Annotated in this window: 15 protein-coding genes; 6 read left to right on the top strand and 9 right to left on the bottom strand. The window is 74.0% G+C overall.

Annotated features, from left to right (window positions below; all coding sequences use genetic code 11):
* Positions 1-282: 282 nt before the first annotated feature.
* Positions 283-558, bottom strand: coding sequence for a GNAT family N-acetyltransferase (locus Y09_RS04160; RefSeq protein WP_234695623.1), 276 nt, complete (start codon positions 556-558; stop codon positions 283-285).
* Positions 559-742: 184 nt separating this feature from the next.
* On the opposite strand from Y09_RS04160, the gene Y09_RS04155 reads away from it, so the two are divergent.
* Positions 743-2,236 (top strand): aminotransferase class V-fold PLP-dependent enzyme, encoded by a 1,494-nt coding sequence (locus Y09_RS04155; protein WP_082358625.1) that lies wholly within the window; start codon positions 743-745, stop codon positions 2,234-2,236.
* A gap of 4 nt (positions 2,237-2,240) precedes the next feature.
* Here Y09_RS04155 and Y09_RS04150 read toward each other — a convergent pair whose 3' ends face one another.
* Positions 2,241-4,115 (bottom strand): hypothetical protein, encoded by a 1,875-nt coding sequence (locus Y09_RS04150; RefSeq protein ID WP_053916376.1) that lies wholly within the window; start codon positions 4,113-4,115, stop codon positions 2,241-2,243.
* A gap of 296 nt (positions 4,116-4,411) precedes the next feature.
* On the opposite strand from Y09_RS04150, the gene Y09_RS04145 reads away from it, so the two are divergent.
* The 4 genes from Y09_RS04145 to Y09_RS04130 all read left to right on the top strand — a co-directional run bounded on the left by Y09_RS04145 (position 4,412) and on the right by Y09_RS04130 (position 9,069).
* Positions 4,412-5,272: a hypothetical protein gene (locus tag Y09_RS04145; protein ID WP_234695622.1), complete on the top strand. Its 861-nt coding sequence runs from the start codon at positions 4,412-4,414 to the stop codon at positions 5,270-5,272.
* Between the two features lies 1 nt (position 5,273).
* Entirely contained in the window at positions 5,274-6,062 is a 789-nt protein-coding gene (locus Y09_RS04140) for a ferritin-like domain-containing protein (protein ID WP_053916374.1), read from the top strand.
* A gap of 132 nt (positions 6,063-6,194) precedes the next feature.
* A complete protein-coding gene (locus Y09_RS04135) occupies positions 6,195-7,352 on the top strand; it encodes a malic enzyme protein (protein WP_053916373.1) in 1,158 nt (385 codons plus the stop codon).
* Positions 7,342-9,069 (top strand): ABC transporter ATP-binding protein, encoded by a 1,728-nt coding sequence (locus tag Y09_RS04130; RefSeq protein ID WP_053916372.1) that lies wholly within the window; start codon positions 7,342-7,344, stop codon positions 9,067-9,069. The genes Y09_RS04135 and Y09_RS04130 overlap by 11 nt, the downstream gene beginning before the upstream one ends.
* Positions 9,070-9,203: 134 nt before the next feature.
* Here the strand turns inward: Y09_RS04130 and Y09_RS04125 are convergent, their stop codons facing one another.
* From Y09_RS04125 to Y09_RS04110, 4 genes are all read right to left on the bottom strand, one after another.
* On the bottom strand, positions 9,204-9,830 hold the full coding sequence (locus Y09_RS04125; RefSeq protein WP_053916371.1) for a hypothetical protein: 627 nt from the start codon (positions 9,828-9,830) through the stop codon (positions 9,204-9,206).
* A 251-nt stretch (positions 9,831-10,081) separates the two neighbouring features.
* Positions 10,082-10,771 (bottom strand): response regulator transcription factor, encoded by a 690-nt coding sequence (locus tag Y09_RS04120; protein WP_053916370.1) that lies wholly within the window; start codon positions 10,769-10,771, stop codon positions 10,082-10,084.
* Positions 10,768-12,546 carry a cell wall metabolism sensor histidine kinase WalK gene (locus Y09_RS04115; RefSeq protein ID WP_053916369.1) on the bottom strand — a complete coding sequence of 593 codons (1,779 nt, stop codon included), beginning with the start codon at positions 12,544-12,546 and terminating at the stop codon, positions 10,768-10,770. Before Y09_RS04115 ends, Y09_RS04120 begins: the two co-directional genes overlap by 4 nt.
* A gap of 292 nt (positions 12,547-12,838) precedes the next feature.
* Positions 12,839-16,483, bottom strand: coding sequence for an efflux RND transporter permease subunit (locus Y09_RS04110; protein ID WP_053916368.1), 3,645 nt, complete (start codon positions 16,481-16,483; stop codon positions 12,839-12,841).
* 169 nt (positions 16,484-16,652) lie between these two features.
* Between Y09_RS04110 and Y09_RS04105 the strand changes: the two genes are divergently transcribed.
* Positions 16,653-18,128, top strand: coding sequence for an MATE family efflux transporter (locus Y09_RS04105; RefSeq protein WP_234695621.1), 1,476 nt, complete (start codon positions 16,653-16,655; stop codon positions 18,126-18,128).
* 167 nt (positions 18,129-18,295) lie between these two features.
* Here the strand turns inward: Y09_RS04105 and Y09_RS04100 are convergent, their stop codons facing one another.
* From Y09_RS04100 to Y09_RS04090, 3 genes are all read right to left on the bottom strand, one after another.
* Positions 18,296-19,513, bottom strand: a complete 1,218-nt coding sequence (locus Y09_RS04100) for a glycine C-acetyltransferase (protein WP_053916367.1) — start codon at positions 19,511-19,513, stop codon at positions 18,296-18,298.
* 198 nt (positions 19,514-19,711) lie between these two features.
* Positions 19,712-20,779, bottom strand: a complete 1,068-nt coding sequence (gene tdh, locus Y09_RS04095) for an L-threonine 3-dehydrogenase (protein WP_053916366.1) — start codon at positions 20,777-20,779, stop codon at positions 19,712-19,714.
* 253 nt (positions 20,780-21,032) lie between these two features.
* On the bottom strand, positions 21,033-21,998 hold the full coding sequence (locus Y09_RS04090) for a PHP domain-containing protein (RefSeq protein WP_053916365.1): 966 nt from the start codon (positions 21,996-21,998) through the stop codon (positions 21,033-21,035).
* Between the last annotated feature and the right edge of the window lie 20 nt (positions 21,999-22,018).

Below are 22,018 nucleotides of genomic sequence, written 5' to 3'. Positions count from 1 at the left end.
TCACCACCGATGCAGTGATCATCTGAAACCGCCATATCGGCATACAGGTACGCCATACGCCACTACTTGACCAGGGGCCCCGCGGCGGGGCGAGAGCAGGGCCGGGAGGGGCGGGGTCAGGCGAGAGCCGCGCTGGGCCGGGCGAGCAGGGGCGGGGCCAGGCGAGAGCCGACGGAACAGGTCCTTGCGAAGGCGAGCGGGACAGGTCCGAGCGGGAGCCGAGCGGGCGCAGGAGCCGGGCCGGGAAGGCGCGGCGCAGGTGGGGCGCGGCCCGTGCGGCGTTCAGTCCTCGGCGATGACGCCGACGGCCTGATCGGGGTGGCGCTGCAGCCAGCTCTCGAGGAAGGGGCAGATCACCAGCACAGGGAGGGCGGCGGCCCGCGCCTCGGCGAGCACGGTGCGCACGAGCACGGAGGCGACGCCCTCGCCGCGGTGCTCGGGGTCGGTGACGGTGTGGATCAGCTCGACCCGGCGCCGTGTGCGCTCGTAGATCATGATCCCGACGACCTCACCGCCCCGGACCGCCTCATAGCGTCCGGCCCGGGCGTTGTCCCTCACGGCGATCGTCTCCCCGGGCCCATGCGCGTGCGCCTCGGGGAGGCCGTCGGCTCCGATCGTCGTGGCGGGCCCCCTTTCGGCCGGTGCCTCCACGCTACGCCAGGCGGACGTCCCTGTCAGGACGCGCAGGCGGGTCGCCCCGCCCGGCCCTCCCGTCGGCCGCGCGCGTGCGACGATGCTGGACGTGATCCCGGACCCCGCGCAGCCCCTCACCCCCTCCCCTGCTCCCGACGCACCGGCACCGCAGAGCACGGCCCCGACCGCGGAGGACTCCGCCTTCTCCCGCGCCGCGGACGCGCTGCAGCGCCATCGCGAGCCCTCGGAGGTCTGGGGCGACGAGCGGGAGGCCGTGAGCCTCGCCCTGCGCTGGGCCGCCTCGCACACCACCGTCGCCACAGACCCCAAGACCACCGCCCGCAGCGCCGAGGAGCTGCAGGCCGAGGTGGGCGCGACCATCACCGAGGACGGCATCGGCGCCGCCCGCGCGATGGAGCTGTTCGACGAGGTGCTGCTGCCGGCGACCCGCTCGAGCGAGGACCCGATGAACCTCGCCTACATCCCCGCCGCGCCGACGCGGGCCGCGGTCGCCTTCGACACCGTCGTCTCCGCCGCGAACGTGTTCGGCGGGATCTGGGAGAACGGCGCCGGCGCGATCTTCGCCGAGAACCAGGTGCTGCGCTGGCTCGCGGACCTGCTGGGCTGGCCGGCGGACGCCGCCGGGGTGTTCGTCTCCGGCGGCACCCAGGGGAACCTCTCGGCGCTCGCGACCGCGCGCGACCACGCGCTGCGCGAGCGGGGCCGACGCCCAGGCGGCGGCTGGGCGCTGGCCTGCGCCTCGACCGCCCACTCCTCGGTCGCCTCCGCCGCGCGACTGCTGGACATGGACGTGGTCACGGTCCCGGTCGACGACCGCGGACATCTCACCGGCGCCGCGCTCGAACCGCTGCTGGCGGAGGATCCGCGGATCTGCGCGGTGGTCGCCTCGGGCGGCACCACGAACGCCGGGATCGTCGACGACCTCGCCTCGGTGGTCGAGGTCGCGCACCGCCACGGCGCCTGGGTGCACGTGGACGGCGCCTACGGCGGCGCGGCGCTGGCCTCGCCGAGCGCGCGGGAGCGCTTCGCGGGCATCGAGCAGGCCGACTCCTTCATCGTCGATCCGCACAAGTGGCTGTTCGCGCCCTACGACTGCTGCGCCCTGCTGTACCGGGATGCGCGCCCGGCGGCGGCCGCGCACTCCCAGCACGCCGCCTATCTCGACTCGATCGACCGCGGCGAGTCCAACCCCTCGGACCTCGCCGCCCATCTCTCCCGCCGCACCCGCGGCCTGCCGCTGTGGTACTCGCTGGCCACCCACGGCACCGCCGCCTATGCCGCGGCGGTGGACCGCTGCCTGGACTCCGCCCGCACCGTCGCGGAGGCGATCCGTGCGAGCGAGCACCTCGAGCTGCTCATGGAGCCGGAGCTGTCCGTGGTGGTGTTCCGTCGGCCGGGATGGACGCCTGCCGCCTATCGCCGCTGGTCGCAGCGCCTGTCGAAGGACGGGACGATGCTGTGCGTGCCCACCGCGTTCCGGGGCGAGATCGCGCTGCGGCTCGCCTTCGTGAACCCGGCGACGGATCCGCGGGCCGTGATCGCGGTGCTCGAGGAGACGATGCGGGAGGCCGACGGGAGCTGAGCGCTCAGGCGCTCCCCGCCCGCTCGTCGCCGTCGCCCTCGGAGTCGCGCCCGGCCCGCGCGTCGGCGTCGCCCTCGGCTCCGTGCCCTGCCCCGTGCCCGGCCCGCTCGGCCCCGCCCTCGGCCTCGCGAGCCGCCTCCAGCTCCGTCACGAGCCTCGCGACACGGGCGGCGTCCTCGTCCCGGCCCAGCGCCTCGTAGGCGGAGCGGGCCCGGCGGGCGGCGCGGCGCGCGGCCGCGGTCTCGCCGCGCCGGGCGAGCAGGTCGGCGTGGCGGTCGTCGAGATAGGCCGCCCAGTAGCGGGCGCGCGCGTCGTGCCCCTCGGGCATCCGCCCGATCGCCTCGAGCACCTCGCGGCGGCTGGCCTCGTAGCCGGCCTGGTCGGTCCCCTGCTCGCCGCGGGCGAGCGCATCGCCGGCGACGATCAGCACCCCCATCCGGGCATCGACCAGGTGGTCCCACAGCAGCTCGGGCGGCAGGTCCCAGCCGGAGTCGGGGCGGGTGCGGCGCTCGATCTCGCGGGCGGCGACGTGCACCGCCCCGGGGCACCCCAGGTCCAGCGCCCGCCGCATCGCCAGGGCGTTCGCGCTGAGCTCGGTGCGCAGCCTCTCGGAGCGCTCCTCGCGCGGGGTGTCGAGCTCGTCGACGAGCCAGCGCGCCGCCGCGGCCAGACGCTGCAGCTCACCGAGGGAGGCGGCGTGGTCGCCGGCGCGCTCGTGGAGGCTCGCGGCCAGCCGCGCCGCCTCGAGCAGGGAGCGGTGGTCACGGTGCTCGCGGGCGAGGGCGCGGGCCTGTTCGAGCGGCACCCGCGCCGCGTCCAGCCGCTCGGCCTGGAGGCGCTGGGCGGTGACGGCCAGGAGCGGGGCGATCCGCAGCCGGTCCTGCTCGAGGGTGCGCTGGAGGGAGACCAGGCGCCCTGCGGTGAACCCGGCGAGATCCGTCGCGCCGGCCGCCATCAGCGCCTGCAGCAGCGAGGTGATCAGCCCGATCCGCAGCGGGGGGTCGTCCACGTCGGCGAGCCCGCCGAGCGCCTCGAGGGCGTGGTGCGCGGCGACGACGGGCCGCTCCTGCCGGAGCAGGCGGGCGAGGAGGGCGTGGGCCCCGGTCTCCAGGCGCCACGGGTCCGCGGGGGCCTCGCCGCGCTCCGTCGCCTGCTGCGCGGTCAGCTCGAGCACGTCGAGGGCGAGGCTCACGGCCCCGTCGACGTCGCCGACGGCCTCGAGGGCCTGCGCGAGGCGGAGCCGCAGCTCGCGCTCGGGGTCCTCGAGCAGCGCCTCGCGCACCTCGGGAAGGGCGGCGAGCGCGGCACGGAGCCGGGCCACGGCGCGGCGCGGGTCGACGGTGCCGCCCCGTCCCCCGTCGGTCCCGGGCAGGGAGCTGGCCTCGAGGGCGCGCACGACGGCGAGCATCGGGGCGGAGGCTCGGAGAGCCTCGCCGCGGCGTCGGCCCCGGGTCCCGGTGCCCGTCCGCTCGGGCGCCTCGGCGAGGGGGCCGCGCTCGAGCAGGACCTGCACCACGGCCGCGGCCTGCTCGGTGCGGCCGCTGCGATGCAGGAGGGAGACGAGGTCCGCGGAGTCGCTCTCGGCCTGCTCGGCGTCCTCGCTCCGCAGCGCGCCGCGCAGCGCCGCCCGCAGCAGCGAGGCGCGGTCCGCGGGGCGGGCGGTGCGGCGTCGGAACTCCGCGGCGAGGCGGCGCGCCTCCCGGAGGCGACCGGCCGATATGAGATCGCTCACCCGGGCGGCCGCCTGCGCCACGTCCCGGGGACGGGCGAGCGGCAGCTCGGCGGGATGCAGCGCGATGCGCAGCGCCTCGGGTCCGGGCAGGTCCCGCCCGGCGCGGTCGTCGCCCGGCACCGGCAGCGAGGCGGCACCTGAGGTCATCACACGACGAAACCTACCAAGCCGGGCATCACCCCGCCTGACGTCGCGCTCGGGCATCCTCCAGGGCTTCTCCGTACACTGTTCCCGGTCGCGCCGCCGCGGTGCGGGGCTCCGCGCCGCGCGCCGACCCGATCCTGAGAGAGAGGTGGAAGGTGACCGTCGACCTCACCGCGGACCCGTCGGCTCATGCCGACGACGACAGGGACCGGACCACGAGGGCACGGAGCGCAGAGGCTGCCTCCCCCGAGGCCGCCGCGTCCCCGGGCCCCGTCGGGACCCCGGATCCGCACGCGTCGATGCCGACCACCGGCCGCTACGCCGGCCATCTCCACTTCGACGAGACGATCACCCCCGTGCTGCGCACCGACTTCGACGTCGAGGCGTACACGAAGCGCGGCACCAGCCGGATCGCCGTCGACACCGAGCTCCTCGGCTCCCAGGAGCCGCTGCGCGACCAGGAGCGCCTCGCCCTCGGCGTGCTGCACCGCATGGAGTCCTCCGGGCTCGCCGAGGCGCGGACGATGCTCTCGACCGTCACCGCGAACGAGGCCCGGATCACCGCCTTCCTCGCGACCTGGCTGGTGGACCGCCACTGGCAGGCCCGTGCGCTGCGCGATCTGCTCACCGGCGACCACCCCGTCGAGCGCCCCGCCCCGTCCCGTCGGCCGAGCCGCGTCGCCGCGCTGCGCCGGATCCACGTGGACCGCGTCCAGCCGCTGCTGACCCCGCTGTGGAACGCCGCGGCCGGGGAGCCCGTCGCCGCCGGCCATATGGCCCGCATGGCGATCCAGGAGGCCTCGCTCGTGGCGGGGCTCGACGCGATCGCACGGCGCCTGGGCGGCGAGGCCGAGCGCGTGGTCCGCACCGTGCGCGCCCGCCAGGAGGCGGCGGTCGACTTCTTCACCCAGGAGGCCATCGGCCGCATCACCCGCTCACACAAGGAGGCCGTCGTCGCACGGCTGGTGCTGAGCCTGGGCTCCCCGCTGCACGGCGGCGGGGTGCCCGATCCCGATCTCGACGCAGCGCTGCAGGTGCTGGGCGCGGATCCCCGCGACCGCGCCGGTCTCCACCGCGCCCGACGGGAGATCTCCCGGCTGCTGCCCGGCCCGGACCTCCCCGACGCCCACCTGCTCTCCCTGCCCCGTTCCGGAGCGTGACATGGCCTTCGACATCGATCATTTCGCCGAGACCTCGCTGCCCGTCAAGTACGCGGATCTCGACTTCGACCTCTTCGACGAGCAGCCGCTGGACGCGCAGACGCTGCGGTCCCTGCGCTACATGTGCGACGTCGAGTACCACACCTCCTGCTTCATGCGCGATCTGCTGGTGACCCCCTCGCACCGCGAGGAGGAGGCCGGCGGCTTCATGACCGTGTGGAACCGCGAGGAGTACTGGCACGGCGAAGCCCTCGCCCGGGTGCTCGGCCGGCACGGCATCGTCGTGGACTACGACGAGGTCAAGGCGAAGCGCGTCAAGCTCGGCTGGCGGGCCGCGCTCGGTCCGATGAAGCAGTCCTCGCTGTCGAACCTGGTGGGCAAGGACTTCCTCGCGGTGCACATGACCTGGGGCGCGGCCAACGAGCTCTCCGCCGTGGCCGCCTACCGTCGGCTCTCCGCCATGGTCGACCACCCGGTGATGTCCCCGCTGCTCAAGCGGATCGCGCAGCAGGAGACGCGGCACGTCGCCTACTACACGACCTCGGCGCGGAGGTACCTCGAGGCCTCCGAGCGGGCGCCGAAGCTGGTGCGCCTGGTGATGTCGAAGGTGTGGAAGCCGGTGGGCAGCGGGATGATGGACGAGTCCGAGGTGCGCCACGTGATGAACCACCTCTTCGCCCATCAGGGCGACGAGCTGGACAAGCTCGACAAGCGGGTCCAGAAGATGCACGGCCTGGACGGGCTGACGATCTTCCGCAGCGCCTTCGCGCGCCTCGGCGTGCCCGCCTGACCTTCGGGTTCTTTCCTGAGATCCGTCTCATCATCGATTCATCGACGCTTCATCCGCCGTCGGTTCACTGTTCCTCGTACGGCAGGCCCGCTCCAGGGTCCGCCACGGACCCACCCACCGAGGAGCCCCGAGATGACGATCCTGCACCCCGAGACCACCGCCGCGCCGCTCACCGCCACGAGCCCCGCGAGGGCGCCGCAGGACGTGCGCTCCCGCATCGAGCGCGCCAAGCACGCCTTCTCCACCCGCACCGTCGGCACCCACCTGCGCCGCGCCCGCGAGGTCGAGCTGATCACCGGCGAGCACGTCCCGCAGCCCGGCGAGGTGCTGCTCGCCCGGGTGACGAAGGTCGGCCACCACAAGCGTCTGGAGAGCCCCGTCTCCCGCCGCCAGATCCTCTTCCCCGGCGACGAGATCGTCGTCGCCTACGGCAGCCGCTACGCCGCCGACCAGTTCCTCGCGATGGTCCCCGCGGACCTCGGCCCCGCCCATCTCGCGGCCGCCGGCGGTCTGGCCTCCCGTGTGCTCGAGCAGCACTCCGGCGTCGGCTCCCCCACAGAGATCGAGCCGATCGGCGTGATCCGCGACGAGCACGGCCCCCTCACCCTCGCCCGCACCGCCCCCCACCAGGTGCTGCGCTCGATCACCGCGCGCACCGACCGTCCCGCCCATCACGTCCCCGTGATCGCCGTGCTCGGCACCTCGATGAACTCCGGGAAGTCGACGGTGCTGGCCCATTTCGCGCACGGCCTCGCCGCGGCCGGGCTGCGCGTGGCCGCCGGGAAGGCGACCGGCACCGGCGCGGGCAACGACTACAACCTCTTCCTCGACGCGGGCGCGCACCGCGTCCTGGACTTCACCGACTTCGGCTACTCCTCCACCTTCCAGGTCGACGTCGAGGAGGTGCGCGACCTGTTCCTGTCGATGGCCGACGAGCTCGCCGGCGGCGCCGCCCGTCCCGACGTGGTGCTGCTGGAGATCGCCGACGGCGTCTACCAGGGCGAGACCGCGCGCCTGCTCGCCGACCCCGAGGTCGGAGCGGTCGTGGACCGGGTCGTGTTCGCGGCCGGCGACGCGCTCGGTGCCGTCGGCGGCGTCGCGGCGCTCGCGGAGCTCGGCCGGACCCCGTCGGTCGTCTCCGGCGTGGTGACCAGCTCGCCGCTCGCGACCGCGGAGGCGCGCCGCGCCCTGGACGTGCCCGTGGCCGGCACCTTCGACCTCACCGAGGCGGAGGTGGCGCGCGGTCTGGTCGAGGACCTGCTGGAGGAGCGCCTCGACGATGCGTCGTGACCGCGAGCCGGAGCTGCAGGCGAACGGCCTGCTGAAGAACCCTCCCCCGCTGCCCCCGCTGATGCGGGGACGGCGCCGGCTGTGGCTCGCAGGGCTGGTGCTGCTGGGGTTCGGGCAGGCGGCGCTCGGCGCGCTGTCCGCCTGGGCGCTGGTGACCATGCAGGCCGCCCCGGCGGGCATGTCCCCGATCCTGCTGCGGGCCCTGCTGCTGCTGGTGCTGACCGCGCTGGCGATCGGGGCGCTGACCGTGCATCAGCGCGTGCTCGCCGAGAAGCTCGGCCAGGACTACGTCCACCAGCTGCGCCTGACCCTGCTGGGCGATGCGCTCACTCCCGGGCACTCGACCTCGCTCGGCGTGACCGTCGCCCGCACCACCAACGACCTCTCCGGGGTGCGCAACTGGGTCTCCCAGGGCATCGCCCCGCTGACCGTCGGGGTGCCGCTGATCCTGGGCAGCCTGGGAACCCTCGTCGTGCTGCATCCGCTGCTCGCCGTCGCGATGGCGGTTCCGCTGGTGGTGCTCGGGCTGTGCCTGCTGGTGTGGGCACGGACCGCGCTGATCAAGACCCGACGCATGCGCCGCACCCGCGGCCGCCTCGCCTCCCGCATCGCCGACACCGTCACCGCCTCCGAGGGGATCCTCGCCGCGGGCGGGTCGAAGCGGGAGCTGCGCAACCTGCGCGAGGCCTCCGGGAGCCTGGTGGAGATCGCGGTGGACCGCGCCGAGACCGTCGGCACCCTCCGCGCCGGCGGCGTGGTCGCCTCAACCCTGACCACGCTGCTGGTCGCCGCGGCCGGGATCTACCTGGGCCAGTCCCCGGGCGTGACCATGGCGGCGATGGCCGTCGCCGGGATCGCCTCCTCGCCGGTGCTCGAGATCGGGCGGATCGTCGAGTACCGGCAGACCCATCTCGCGGCCCGGATGGTGCTGGGCCCGGCGCTGGCCGGGGCCGCGCAGCGCCGCCGCCGCGCCGAGGAGCGCCGTCGGCTCTCCGCCGAGGTCGAGGCGCCGCGTCCGGTCGAGACCGGGGACGCGCAGGTGCACCTGCACCTGCCGGGTCTCACCGCGGGCGACTCCCCGCTCGTGGCCGGGCCCCGGGACCGGGTGCGCCTGGTCTCCGAGGATCCGCGCGCCCCGCAGGAGCTGCTGCGCCGGGTGCTGGAGCTCTCCCCCGGCCCCGAGCTCGCCGCGCCGGACTCGGTGTGGGTCGACGGGCAGAACCTGCGCTCGCTCGGCCCGAAGCGGGTGCGGCGCCTGGTAGGCCATGCCGCCTCCGGCACCGTGTTCGAGCGCGGCACCGTGGGCCGGGCGCTGCACTACCGACGCCCCGACCTCGACGCCGCCCACGACCAGGAGATGCTGGACCTGGTGGGGCTGGACATCGACTCCCTCCCCCGCGGGGGTCGCACCCCGCTGCGCCGCGGCGGCGAGCCGCTGGACCGCTCGGACCGGGCCCGCCTCGCGCTCGCCCGCGCGATGTACGGCACCCCGCCGCTGCTGCTGATCGACGGCCTCGAGGGCGACCTCGACGACGACGGCCGGCGCATGCTGGACCGGGTGCTGAGCTCCTATCCGGGCGTGGTGGTGATGGCCGGCTCCGGGCAGCTCGCGCAGCTGCTGGGCGCGCGGGAGCACCCCCTCCACGCCCTGCAGGCCGGGACGATGCCGCAGCACGAGACGGTGGGCGGCCGCCCCGACGGCGAGGACGACGACTGAGGGGACGACGAGAACCCCGAGGCCACCGCAGGAGAGAGCCCGGACGGCGCCATTGCCGTCCGGGCTCGATCTGTGCGGGGACTGCGCCTGTGGGGCGGGCTCAGCCGTCCGCCGTGGGGCGGCGCCGGCCCGGGTCAGTCGTCGACCTCGCCGTCATCGTCATCGTCATCCTCGTCATCATCGTCGCCGCCGCCGCCGTCGCCGTCGCACTTGAGCTCGCCGTCGTCCCACTCGCAGACGCCGGAGGGACGCTGCGGAGGCGCCGGTGCGGGCTTCGCGGGCGCGGGCCTCGAGCCCTCCGAGGAGGACCCGCCCGACGAGGAGCCGCCGGAGGACGAGCCGCCGGAGGACGAGCCGCCGGTCGAGGGGTTCCCGTCGGCCGGGGCGGCGGGCGCGGGGGCCGGAGCGGGCGCCGGGGCGGGTTCGGGCGAGGGCTCGGACTCGATCGCGCCGATGCCGGTGTCGGAGTGGATCCCGCCCACGGGCTGCTCGGTCGCGCTCGGGCGCGGCAGCGCCACGGCGGCGCCGTCGGCCGACCGATCCGCGCCCGCGGCGGCCGGGTCGGTCCCGTCGGCGGAGCGGGGATCCTCCCCGCCGGCGCCACCGCCGGCGCGTGCGTCGCCGCCGGCATCGGAGGCGTCGCCGATCGTGATCCCGGCCCGCTCCTGCGGGCCCTCCTCATCGACCAAGGGCAGCACGGCGAGCGCGGCCGCGGCGAGCGCGACGGACACGATGATCCCGGTGGTGCGAAGAGCCTTCATGTCGGCGAGGCTCCCAGCACGCGATGAGACCCCTGTGAAGGGTCGATGAGAGGACTCTCATGAACCCACTTCGTGGGCCGTGGCCTGCGGCGACGCGCCGTCGAGGGGGGCGGCCGGCGAGAGGCGCGGCCGGACCGCGGACGCGGCCGGAGAGGCGCGGCCGGAGAACGGGTGCGGTCTGTGGGGGCGCGGCCGACGGGGCTTCGACCCGCGAGGGCTCGGCCGGCGGGGCGCTCAGGCGGCGGGGGCGCTCAGGCGGCGGGGTCGACCATCTTGTAGCCCGCTCCGCGCACGGTCACCAGGCGGGGCGCGCCGAGCTTGCCGCGCAGGTAGCCGACGTACACGTCCACCACGTTCGAGGCGCCGTCGTAGTCGTAGCCCCACACCTTCGACAGCAGCAGGTCGCGGGTGAGGACCTGTCCCGGGTTCTCCAGGAACACGCGGGCCATGGTGAACTCGCGCGAGGACAGCTCCACCTCGCGTGAGGCGCCGTCGACGGTGCACTCGGCGATACGGCTGCGCAGGTCCAGGGACAGGTCCCCGAGGGTGAGCACGTCGGCGCTGACGGCGCCGGCGCCGGCGGTCGCCTCCCGGGCGCGCAGCTTCACCCGCGCCAGCAGCTCCTCGAAGCGGAAGGGCTTGGCGATGTAGTCGTTCGCACCGCTCTCGAGCCCCTGCACCGTGTCCTCCACGCCGGTGCGGGCGGTGACCATGAGGATCGGGATCTGCACGTCCATGTCGCGCAGCGCCTTCAGCACCTGGAAGCCGTCCATGCGCGGCAGGCCCACGTCGAGGATCAGCAGGTCGAACTCCCCGCCGGAGGCGAGGTCCAGCGCGGCGATGCCGTCCTCCACCACGGTGGTCGCGTAGCCGTTGGCCTTCAGGCCCCGCTCCATGAAGCGCGCGATCCGCGCCTCGTCCTCGGCGATGAGGATCCTCATACCTGCTCCCTCCGGGGTGGCTCGTCGGTCTCGTCGTCGGGTCGGTGCGTCGCCCGCGTCCCAGTATGACTGCTCCCGGGGTCCGCGCCCTCGCCGACAGCCCTGGGGGCCTCGGCGCTGAACTGCGGGAACACGATCGTGAAGGTCGATCCCCTGCCGAGCCGGGAGAGCAGCCGCACCACCCCGACGTGGCCCTCCGCGATCGCCTGCACGATCGGCAGGCCCAGCCCGGAGCCGGCGCCGCGCGCGCCCTCGGCCCGGGTGAAGCGCTCGAAGACGCGACGCTGGTTCTCCTCGGCGATGCCCACGCCCTCGTCGCGCACGCTGACGTGGATCTCCGGCCCCTCGGGCCCGAGCACCTGGTCCACGCCGAACCAGATCCGGGTCCCCTCGTCGCTGTAGCGCACCGCGTTCGCGGCCAGCTGCACGACCGCCTGGGTGAGGCGCTGCTCGTCGGCCTCGGCGACCACGTCGGCCGTGCGCTCCAGGATCCACTCCCGCTCCCCGATGTGCTCGATGCGGGCGAAGGCGGAGCGGGTGAAGGAGGCGAGGTCCACCGGGCGGAGCTTCACGTAGTCGGGGCGGCTGGAGGCGGCGAGCTCGGAGAGATCCCCGACCACGCGGCCCATCCGGTCCAGCTCCTCCATCGCGATCTGGTGCGACTCGGCGACGTCGTCGGGATCCTGCACGTCGGTGGTCTCCATTGTGCCGCGCACGATGGTCAGCGGGGTGCGCAGCTCGTGCCCGACGTCGCTCATGAAGCGGCGCTGCTCGGCGAAGCCCTCCTGGATCCGCTCGAGCATGCGGTTGAAGTTCTGGGCGAGCGCGGAGATGTCGTCCCCGCCGTCCGGGACCTGCACTCGGTGCTCGAGATCCGTGACCGTGACCTGCTCGGTCGCGCCGCGCAGGTCCACCAGCGGCCGCAGCAGCCGCCCGGTGACGACATAGCCCACCCAGCCGGCCAGCAGCAGCACCAGCACGGACATCCCCGAGAACAGCGCCACGCTCTGCCACAGCTCGCGTCGCTGCGCGCCGATGTCGTTGGCGACCACGAACACGCCCTGCTGCTCGTCGCCGGCCACCGAGACCGACGCGATCAGCACGCGCAGGTCACGGCCGTGGGCCTCCATCGGCACGATCACCGTCCTGTCCGGCACCTGCGCGTCGAGGATCTCGGCGAGGACCATCTCGGACTCGGCCGTGACCGCGGCGGCGTCCGCGTGCGAGGCGTCCTCGGGCGGTTCGGGCAGCAGCGCGAAGTCCTGCTGTCGGGGCTGGTAGCGCGGCTCCCCGTCGATGAGGGCGATCACCGACTCGTGGTCGGAGGGAGCGGCGGAGTCGGTGGCGTTGACCAGAACGCTGTCGACCGTGGTGTGGATCGTCTCGCCGTCCGCGTCGGTGGAGTTGGCGATCAGAGAGAGCTCGCTGTGCTCCTGCCACAGCTCGGCCTCGACCCGCTGGTCCAGGGCCCGGAACTGCGCGGCGAAGGTGAGCACGCCCGTGACGGCGAGGCCCCCGGCGATGAACGCGAGCAGGGTGGAGAGCACGCGGGTGCGGACCGTCCAGCGGCGGGGACTGCGCCGGATGCGGGGACGCGAGGAGCCGCGCGAGGTGCGGGGACGGCGCGTGGTGCCGGAGCGGCGCGAGGAGCGGGGGCGGGCGGAGGCGCCGGACCGGGGTTCAGTGCCGGGCCGAGGTCCCGTGCCGGGGCGAGACTCTGCGTCAGGGCGGGGCGAGGTGCGGGGGCCGCGGGGGCGGGTCTCGTCGGCCACCATGTGCTCCTCCCGCTCGTGCTCCGATTCCCACCCGGTCCCGGAGCGGGACGGCGCAGGGCCATGGTCGACCGATGGCGTATACGGCACCACTATGCCAATAACGGCATAGAGGGACGACATGCGCCATCACCTGACCGTCCCCGGGCCGACGAGGCCGGCGGGACGGTGGGAAGGGACAGGCCGGCAGCGGCCGGACCGCGCCGGGGCGGACCGCGCCGGGCAGAGCGGGCCGGACGGGAAGGGGCCGGGCGACGCGTTGGTCGCCCGGCCCCTCGTGGGTCCGCCCCGTGGATCAGTCGCGGCCGAGGCGCCGCTTCACGATCCCGACGATCCCGCCGCGCTCCTTGATCGACCGACCCCCGCCACCCCGGCCGTCGGCCCCGGTGGCGGAGCTCCCGCGCAGGTCGGGACGCCGCTGAGCGAGGTCCCGCTGCTGCTCGGTGGGCGTCGCGGGCCGGCTCGTCGCACGTCGGCCATGGGCCGCGGAGGTGCCGCCACTCGTCGCGGCTCCGCCGGTCGCCGTGCCACCGAGGGTCGCCCCGTCGGCCGTCGTACCGCCGGCCCCGGCCGCGCCGGTGCTCGTCGCGGCTCCGCCGCCGGCCTCGTTCTCGGCGAGGTGGTCCACCGGCGCGTCGCCCTCGGCCTCGCGCCGCTCGGCCTCCGCACGGCCGGAGCGGCCGCTCCGGCGCTCCGCGGTGCGGGCCTCCTCGCGCAGTCGGCGCCGCTCCCCCGGGCCCTCCGCCATCCGGTACAGCACCGGCACGATCACGAGGGTGAGCAGGGTGGAGGAGATCAGACCGCCGATGACCACCACGGCCAGCGGCTGGGCGATGAACCCGCCGTTGCCGGTGATGCCCAGCGCCATCGGGACGAGCGCGAAGATCGTCGCCGCCGCGGTCATCAGGATCGGGCGCAGACGCTTGGAGGCGCCGAGGTGCAGCGCCTCGTCCAGACCCATCCCGTGGCGTCGGTACTGGTTGACCAGGTCGATCAGCACGATCGCGTTGGTGACCACGATGCCCACCAGCATCAGCAGGCCGATCATCGAGGGCAGCCCAAGCGGCACGCGGGTGATGACCAGCAGGCCCAGCGAGCCGATCGCCGCGAAGGGGATCGAGGCCAGCAGGATCAGCGGCTGGATCAGCGACTTGAAGATCCACACCAGCAGCACGTACACCAGCAGGATCGCGGCGACCATGGCGATGCCGAGCTGTCCGAAGGTCTCGTCGATGTCCGCAGCGGTGCCGCCCACGGTCGCCTCGACGCCCTCGGGCAGGTCCGCCGCGGCGATCGCGTCGTTCGCGGCGCGGGTCGCGATGCCCACGTCCTCACCGGCCGGCGTCACCGAGACGGTGACCGTCTCGAGCCCGTCCTGGGTCGAGATGGAGGGGCGGGAGAGCTCCTCGTCGACCGAGGCGACGTCCGTCAGCGGGATCGAGCCCATCAGCTCGAGGTCCTGCAGCTGCGCGAAGGTGTCCACGCTCTCGCCGCCCTCGACGTAGATATCCAGCTCGTCGTCCTCGAGGGTGATCGTGCCGATCGCGCCGGGGAACATCTGCTGGGCGACCAGGCCGACCACAGCCTCCTCGGTCAGCCCCATCCGCGCCGCGGCCTCACGGTCCACGGTCACCACGGCCGTCGGCTGGTCGCCCTCGAGGTCGGAGGCGACCTCGGAGACGCCGTCCGGCAGCGGGTCGAGCTCGGCCAGGATCGCGTCGTTCGCGGCCTGACGGTCCTCCGCGGTGGGGCCGGTGATCATGATGTCCACCGAGTTCGAGCCGGTGGGCGAGGCGACGTCGGCCGCCTCGACCTCGCCGGGCTCCGGCAGGGCCTCCAGCGCCGCGACCATCTCGTCGCTCAGCGCCTCCTGGTCCGCGTCGGCATCAGTGGTGATGGAGAAGCTGACCTCGTTCTCGCCGCCGCCGCCCATGCCGAACTGGCCGCCGCCGATGGTGGTCTGCACGGTCTCGACCCCGTCGATCTCCAGCAGCGCGTCCTCGGACTCGGCCGCCTTGTCGGAGGCCTGCTGGAGGTTGGTGCCGGCCGGGAGGGTCTGGGTGATCGAGGCGATGTTCTGCCCCGTGTCGCCCAGGAAGCTGACGTTGACCAGCGGGATCAGCAGCACGCTGCCGATCAGCACGATCACAGCGCCGCCGAGGGTCAGCAGACGGCGGGGCAGCGTGTCCAGCGTCGCCCGCAGCACGGGGGCGTAGAGGCGGTGCAGCCAGGTGTGCTCCTCCTTCGCCTCGGCGTCCTCTCGGATCGCGGCGACCTGCGCCGCGTCGTCGGGGTCGATGTCCTCGTGGCCCTTCGGGGGCTTCAGGAACCAGTACGCGAGCACCGGCACGATCGTCAGCGCCACCAGCAGCGAGGACAGCATCGCGATGCCGACGGTGAGGGCGAAGGGCCGGAACAGCTCCCCGGCCATGCCCGAGACCACGGCGATCGGCAGGAACACCACGACCGTGGCGAGGGTGGAGGCGGTGATCGCGCCGGCGACCTCGCCCACCGCGTCGAGGATCGCGCGGCGCTTGGTCTTGCCGTAGGCGAGGTGGCGCATGATGTTCTCGATCACCACGATCGAGTCGTCCACCACGCGGCCGATGGAGATCGTCAGCGCCGCCAGGGTCAGCATGTTCAGCGTGTACCCGGTGACATACATGCCGATGAACGCGATCAGCAGCGAGGTCGGGATCGAGATCGCGGTGACCACGGTGGGCCGCACCCGGCGCAGGAACAGCAGGATCACGCCGACGGCGAAGAGCAGGCCCAGCAGGCCCTCCTCGGCCAGCGCCAGGATCGACTCCTGGATGAAGGGGGCCTGGTCGAAGACGACGTCGGCCTGGGCGTCGCCGCCGACGCCGGCGAGGGTGTCATCCAGGACGCTCTCGACGTCCCCGGAGATGTCCACGACGTTGCCGTCGACGGTCGCGGTCACCATCACCACGAGCGACTCGCGGCCGTTGGTGCGCGAGACGGAGGTGGGGTCCTCGGTGGTCTGCTCGACGGTGGCGACCTCGCCGAGGGTGACCGGCTCGGCGGGCTGCTGCGGGTCGGTGCCGGGCTGGGTCTGCTGCCCGTCGGCCCCCTGCGCGCCCTGCTGGTCGGCGCCCTGCTGGCCGCCCGCGGCCTGTCCGTCGGCGCCCTGCTGGCCGGCGCCCTGCGCGTCGTCGCCGCCGGAGCCGGAGGCGTCGTCGGACGGCATCAGCACGATCCCCTCGAGGCTCTCGAGGCTGTCGATGCTCTGCCCGAGCACGACGTCCAGCGTGCGGTCCCCGTCGGTGACGGAGCCACCGGGCAGGGACAGGCCGCTGGCGTCCAGGGCGGTGGAGATGTCGTCCTCGGTCAGGCCGTTCTCGGCGAGCGCGGCCTCGTCCGGGGTGATGCGCACGATCTGCTCGGGCGCGCCGATCACCGCGACGGAGGAGACCCCGCCGATGCGCTCGAGCTCGGGGGTCACCGAGGCGTCCAGGCGCGAGGCGAGATCGGAGGCGTCGAGGTCCGAGGAGACCGACAGCACCACGGCGGGCAGGTCACTGGTGCCGCCAGAGATGACCTGCGGGTCCGCGTCCGAGGGGAGCTGCTCCTCGATGCGGCTCAGCGCCGCGTCGACCTGGTTCGACGAGCGGGCCACGTCGGTGCCGTAGGTGAGCTCGACGGTGACCATCGACAGCCCCGCCTGGGAAGTCGAGGAGGTGGCCTCGACGTTCTCCAGCCCCTGCAGCGACTGCTCGACGGGGCTCGTGATCCGGTCCCTGACCTGCTCGGACGAGGAGCCGGGAGCGGTGGTCATCACCTGGATCTGCGGCAGGGAGACCGAGGGGATCAGCTCCTGGCGCATCGTGGTCATGATGAACGCGCCGATGATCGACACGGCGATGCACACCAGGGCGATGAAGGACCTGTTGTTCAGGCTCAGGCGGGCAAGGCGGTTCATCCTGCTCCTCGGGAAGGCGGTCCGACGGGGTGGGGTCCCGCCGTGGGGCGGGGCGTGGGCCCCGTCGCCGCGCCGCGGGCGCAGGGCGGAGTGCTCCGCAGGAACTGTCTCACGCGCGCCTGTGACCCCGGCACCGACGATGGTCGGATGCTCGTCGCACAATGGTGGGGTGCCCACCCCCGCCTCTTCTCCCGACGAGCCCGACGAGCTGAGGGACGAGGGACCCTCAGGGCCGACGGGCGGAGACCGCAAGGAGCGGACGGGCGGCGACCGCGAGCAGCCGACGGCCGAGCCGCGGGAAGCGCCGATCGCCGAGCCGCGCGAGGAGCGGGCGCGGCGCACCGTCGACCGCGACATCCTGCGCCTGGCGATCCCGAGCCTCGGCGCGCTCGTGGCCGAGCCGCTGTTCGTCCTGGCCGACTCCGCGTTCATCGCCCGCGTCTCGACGACCTCGCTCGCGGGCCTGGGCCTCGCCTCGACCGTGCTCACCACCGTCGTGGGCCTGGCCGTGTTCCTCGCCTACTCCACCACCGCCGCGGTCGCCCGTTCCTTCGGCGCCGGCCGACGCCGCGAGGCGATCTCGCGCGGGATCGACGCCTGCTGGCTCGCGCTGCTCGTCGGCGTCGCCGCGGCGCTCGTGCTGGTGGTAGCCGGGGAGCCGCTGCTGGCCCTGTTCGGCCCCTCCCCCGAGGTGCTCGCCGAAGCGACGATCTACCTGCGCATCAGCGCCCTCGGCCTGCCCGCGATGCTCGCCGTGCAGGCCGCGACGGGTCTGGTGCGCGGACTGCAGGATGCGACGCTGCCGCTGGTGGTCGCCGTCGGCGGCGCGATCGTGAACATCCCGCTGAACGCGCTGCTGATCTTCGGCGCCGGCCTCGGGATCGCCGGCTCCGCGATCGGCACGGTGATCGCCCAGTGGGGCATGGCACTGGTGCTGCTCGCGGTGATCGTGCAACGGGCACGACGCGAGGGGATCGGGCTCGGGCTGCAGCCGGCGAACCTCGTCGCCGTGGGCCGCGACGCCGTGCCGATGTTCGTTCGCACCCTGTCCCTGCGGGTGGTGGTGATCGCCTCGACGGTGGTCGCCACCGGGCTCGGCGACGTACAGCTGGCCGCGCACCAGCTCACCACCACGGTGTTCACGGTGCTGTCCCTCGCGCTGGACTCCCTCGCGATCGCGGGGCAGGCCCTGACCGGGCGGTATCTCGGCGCCTCCGACCCGCGCACCGTCCACGCCGTGACGCGGCGGCTGATGGTGTGGGGCGTGGGCGGCGGCGCGGTCGTCGCGGTGCTGCTGCTCGCGGCGAGCTACGTGGTGCCCTCGCTGTTCACGCCCGATGTCGCTGTGCAGGAGAGCCTGCGCGGGGCGCTCTGGGTGCTGGTGATCACCCAGCCGATCGCCGGGTACGTGTTCGTGCTCGACGGGGTGCTGATGGGCGCCGGGGACGCGCCCTACCTGGCGAAGGTCGGCTCGCTCATCGCGGTGCTGGTCCTGCCCGGCGCGATCGCGGTGGCGCTGTGGGCGCCGGGAGGCCCGCTGGGTCTTTCGCTGCTGTGGCTGGCCTGCAACTTCTTCTTCATGGTGCTGCGGGCTGTGAGCCTGGGGCTGCGGGTGCGGACCGACGACTGGATGCGGCTGGGGTGACGAGACGCCACACCATCCGGGCCGCGCATGATTCTGCGCTCCCTGCGTGACCTCAACGCCATATAAGGGCTGAGGTCACGAAGGGAGCGCAGTGTCATTCGGCCCACCCGGCCGGACGTCCGCGGCCGAGCGCGAACCGTCGGCTCGGGGCCGCCGTCCTGCCGTCGTCAGCCGGCCTGCACGGCCTCGCGGGCGGCGACGAAGGCGCGCACGGCCGCCTCGATGTCCGCCTCGGTGTGCGCGGCGGAGAGCTGCACGCGGATGCGCGCCTGCCCCTTCGGCACCACTGGGTAAGAGAACGCGGTGACGTACACGCCCTGGTCGAGCATCGCGTCGGCGATCCGGGCGGCGAGCGCGGCGTCGCCGAACATGACCGGCACGATCGCGTGCTCGCCGGGCAGCAAGTCGAAGCCCTCCTCGCCCATCCGCCGACGGAACAGCTCGGCGTTGCGGAACAGGGTCGCGCGCAGCTCGGCGCTGCCCTCGACGAGCTGCAGCGCGGTGAGCGTCGCGGCGGTGATCGAGGGGGCGAGCGAGTTGGAGAACAGGTAGGGGCGGCCCTTCTGGCGCAGCATCGCGACGATCTCGCGCCTGCCGGAGACGTAGCCGCCGCTCGCGCCGCCGAGCGCCTTGCCGAAGGTGCCCGTAAAGATGTCCACGCGGTCGGAGACGCCGAAATGCTCGGGGGTGCCCGCGCCGGACTCGCCCATGAAGCCGACGGCGTGTGAGTCGTCGACCATGACCAGGGCGCCGAACTCCTCGGCGAGGTCGCAGATGCCGGGCAGCGGGGCGAGGTAGCCGTCCATCGAGAACACCCCGTCGGTGACGATGACGGTGCGCCTCGCGCCCCTGCCGTCGTGCAGCGCGGCGGCAGCCTCGAGCTGGGTGCGCAGGTCGTCGAGGTCGGCGTTGGCGTAGCGGAAGCGGGCGGCCTTGGACAGGCGGATCCCGTCGATGAGGGAGGCGTGGTTCAGGGCGTCGGAGATGATCGCGTCCTCCTTGCCGAACAGCGGCTCGAAGACGGCGCCGTTCGCGTCGAAGCAGGAGGAGAACAGGATCGTGTCCTCGGTGCCGAGGAAGGCGGAGACGGCCTGCTCGAGCTGGAGGTGCAGGTCCTGGGTGCCGCAGATGAAGCGCACCGAGGCCATGCCGAAGCCGCGCTCGTCCAGGGCGCGCTTGGCGGAGGCGATCAGCCGCTCGTCGTCGGCCAGGCCCAGGTAGTTGTTCGCGCAGAAGTTCAGCACCTCGGCGCCGTCGCGGCCGACGGGTCCGGCGGTGATGCGGCCGGACTGCGCTGTGGAGATGACGCGCTCGTGCTTGAAGGTGCCGGCCTGCTCGATCTCGTCGAGCTCGGCGGTCAGCTGGTCCTTGAGGTCGGTGTACATGGGTGTGGGTCCTTGGGGTCGGGAGCGGGGCTGGGGTGAGGTCACGGGGGTGGGGGGCGCACAATTCTGCGTCCTGTGCGTGACCTCCGCGCCGTATGGGAGTTGAGGTCACGCAGGGAGCGCCGAACTGTGCGACGGGGTGGGGGCGACGGAGACATGGGCCGGCGCCGGGCCTGCAGGGCCGGCGACCGCCCGAGGTCAGTCGCCGACGTCGCTCCAGTCCAGGAGCACCTTGCCGGCCTTCCCCTCGCGGGCGAGGGCGAAGCCGTCCTCCCACTCCGCAGCGGGCAGCACATGGGTGATGGTGCGCTCGATGGCGGTGCGCAGGGTGCGGGAAGTGGAGAGCATCGCGGACATCGCGTTCCAGGTCTCGTACATCTCGCGACCGTAGATGCCCTGGAGGGTGAGCATGCGGGTGACGACCGCGGTCCAGTCGATCTCGAACTGCCGCGAGGGCAGGCCCAGCAGCGCGATCTTCCCGCCGTGGTTCATGTTCTCGATCATCTCCTGCAGGGCGCGGGCCTGGCCGGTGATCTCCAGGCCCACGTCGAAGCCCTCGCGCATGCCGAGCTGCCGCTGCGCGTCGAGCACGCGGGTGGTGGAGACGTCGAGGACCACGTCGGCGCCGCAGTCCTCCGCCATCGCGAGGCGCTCCGGGGAGATGTCGGTGATGGTGATGTAGCGGGCGCCGGCGTGGCGGGCGACGGCCGCGGCCATCTGCCCGATCGGTCCGGCGCCGGTGATCAGCACGTCCTCGCCCACCAGCGGGAACTTCAGCGCGGTGTGCACGGCGTTGCCCAGCGGGTCGAAGGCCGCGCCGAGCTCGGGGCTGATCAGCTCCTGCCCGCCGTCGTGCTCGTGGACCCACACGTTCTCGTGCGGGACGGTGACGTACTCGGCGAAAGCGCCGTCGCGCTGCACGCCGACGGAGCGGACGCGGTTGCACATCTGGCGCCGTCCGGCGCGGCAGTTGCGGCAGGTCCCGCACACCACGTGCCCCTCGCCGGAGACCCGGTCGCCCACGCGCACGTCGTCGACCTCGGAGCCGACCTCGGCGATCTCGCCGTAGAACTCGTGGCCGGGGGTGAAGGGGACCGAGTCGCACATCGCCTCCGCGGAGGAGTCCCAGGCGAGGATGTGCAGGTCGGTGCCGCAGATCCCGGTGCGCAGCACACGCACCTGCACATCCCAGGGCCCGCAGCCGGGCTCGTCGACCGTCGTCCATTCCAGGCCCGCGCCGGGCGTGACCTTGCGCAGTGCGCGCATCAGACCTCCTCGTCCTGCTCCGCGCGGGAGCGTGCTCGGTCGCGTCGGACGGGCGGGACGGGATGGGGCCCGCGCCGGGACGGACCGCCGGTCCGGGATGTGGACCGACGCGACGAGGATACGGGGCGAGCCGGTAGAGGGCGAAGCCGGCGACGGTCCGCCGTGACGGCGACCGCGACGGGCCGCGGTCGCATCGGGGCCAGCGGCCCTCGAGGTCACGGCGGTCCCAGCGGCCCCGGCGCTGACCCCGGGGTCAGCGACGCCAGAGCTCGCGTGGGTCGCGGCCGGGGCGGAAGCCGGCCCAGTCCGCCAGCGCCGTCGCCTCGGGGAAGTTCGCGGCGAGGGCGAACGGGGTGTGTGAGTCGCTGCCGAAGCTGATCGCCTCCCCGCCCTCCTCCGCCCACCACTGCGGGATCCAGGGGCGCAGGCGGCGGGTGTTGATCTCGAGCGCGCGCCCGCTCGCGGCGATCGCGCGCATCGCGCCACGGAACTCCTCCTCGAGCGGGCGCGGGTCGAAGGGGCCCTCGACCTCCTCGGGCCAGTAGCGCACCGCGTAGTCGAGATGGGTGACGACCTCGTGCGGTCCCTCGCCGGCGACCTGCGCGGGCACCTCGGCGAGGTAGTCGCGGATCACCTCGAGGGCGGGACGCCGACGCAGCAGCGTGTTCGGCTCGGCGCGGTGCTCCGGACGCGGGGACCGCGCCCCGTCGGCGGACTGCTCCTCACCGGCGGGCTCCCCGTCGGCGTCCATGCTGTCCGCGGATCCCCCGTCGGCCGACGGGCGCTCGAGCGGGACCGTGTGGAGCGAGCCGATGATGCGGTCGAAGGCGCTGAGGTCGAGCTGGGCACGAGCGGCGTCGGTGCGCAGGCCGGGCTGGCCGAACTCGAGGCCGGTGCCGATCAGCAGCTGCGGGAAGGCGGCGCGGCAGCGGTCGATCTCCTCGAGATAGCCCTCGACGTCGAAGCGCGGCACCGCGACCACGCCGTCCTCCCCCACCAGGTGCCGCTCGTGGTCGGCGAAGTCCTCGGGATCGGTGAACCAGGAGTCCTCGAGATCGAGGTGCTCGGTGAAGAACAGCGCGGGCAGTCCGATCTCCACGGCCCGCGCGCAGGTCGCGCGCATGGTGCCGCGCGCGGCGGAGTCCGGGCCGCCGGTGTCCCAGGAGAACTCGCTGTGGACGTGGCTGTCGGCGGGGAGGCCGGCGGGAAGGGAGGTCATGGGGCCAGGGTGCCAGAGGC

This window comes from Brachybacterium sp. SW0106-09, assembly GCF_001293905.1.
In the GTDB taxonomy this organism is placed as follows: domain Bacteria; phylum Actinomycetota; class Actinomycetes; order Actinomycetales; family Dermabacteraceae; genus Brachybacterium; species Brachybacterium conglomeratum.
Note: the sequence above shows the minus strand (reverse complement) of the source record. Positions and strands in the feature narration are given on the sequence as shown.

Excerpts from the sequence above, each read along its gene's own strand:
- Y09_RS04145 (WP_234695622.1), top strand. The coding sequence starts at position 4,412 with ATGCCGACCACCGGCCGCTACGCCGGCCATCTCCACTTCGACGAGACG.
- Y09_RS04125 (WP_053916371.1), bottom strand. The coding sequence starts at position 9,830 with ATGAAGGCTCTTCGCACCACCGGGATCATCGTGTCCGTCGCGCTCGCC.
- Y09_RS04090 (WP_053916365.1), bottom strand. The coding sequence starts at position 21,998 with ATGACCTCCCTTCCCGCCGGCCTCCCCGCCGACAGCCACGTCCACAGC.
- Y09_RS04110 (WP_053916368.1), bottom strand. The coding sequence starts at position 16,483 with ATGAACCGCCTTGCCCGCCTGAGCCTGAACAACAGGTCCTTCATCGCC.
- Y09_RS04135 (WP_053916373.1), top strand. The coding sequence starts at position 6,195 with ATGACGATCCTGCACCCCGAGACCACCGCCGCGCCGCTCACCGCCACG.
- Y09_RS04100 (WP_053916367.1), bottom strand. The coding sequence starts at position 19,513 with ATGTACACCGACCTCAAGGACCAGCTGACCGCCGAGCTCGACGAGATC.
- Y09_RS04130 (WP_053916372.1), top strand. The coding sequence starts at position 7,342 with ATGCGTCGTGACCGCGAGCCGGAGCTGCAGGCGAACGGCCTGCTGAAG.
- Y09_RS04115 (WP_053916369.1), bottom strand. The coding sequence starts at position 12,546 with ATGGTGGCCGACGAGACCCGCCCCCGCGGCCCCCGCACCTCGCCCCGC.
- tdh (WP_053916366.1), bottom strand. The coding sequence starts at position 20,779 with ATGCGCGCACTGCGCAAGGTCACGCCCGGCGCGGGCCTGGAATGGACG.
- Y09_RS04150 (WP_053916376.1), bottom strand. The coding sequence starts at position 4,115 with ATGACCTCAGGTGCCGCCTCGCTGCCGGTGCCGGGCGACGACCGCGCC.
- Y09_RS04140 (WP_053916374.1), top strand. The coding sequence starts at position 5,274 with ATGGCCTTCGACATCGATCATTTCGCCGAGACCTCGCTGCCCGTCAAG.
- Y09_RS04120 (WP_053916370.1), bottom strand. The coding sequence starts at position 10,771 with ATGAGGATCCTCATCGCCGAGGACGAGGCGCGGATCGCGCGCTTCATG.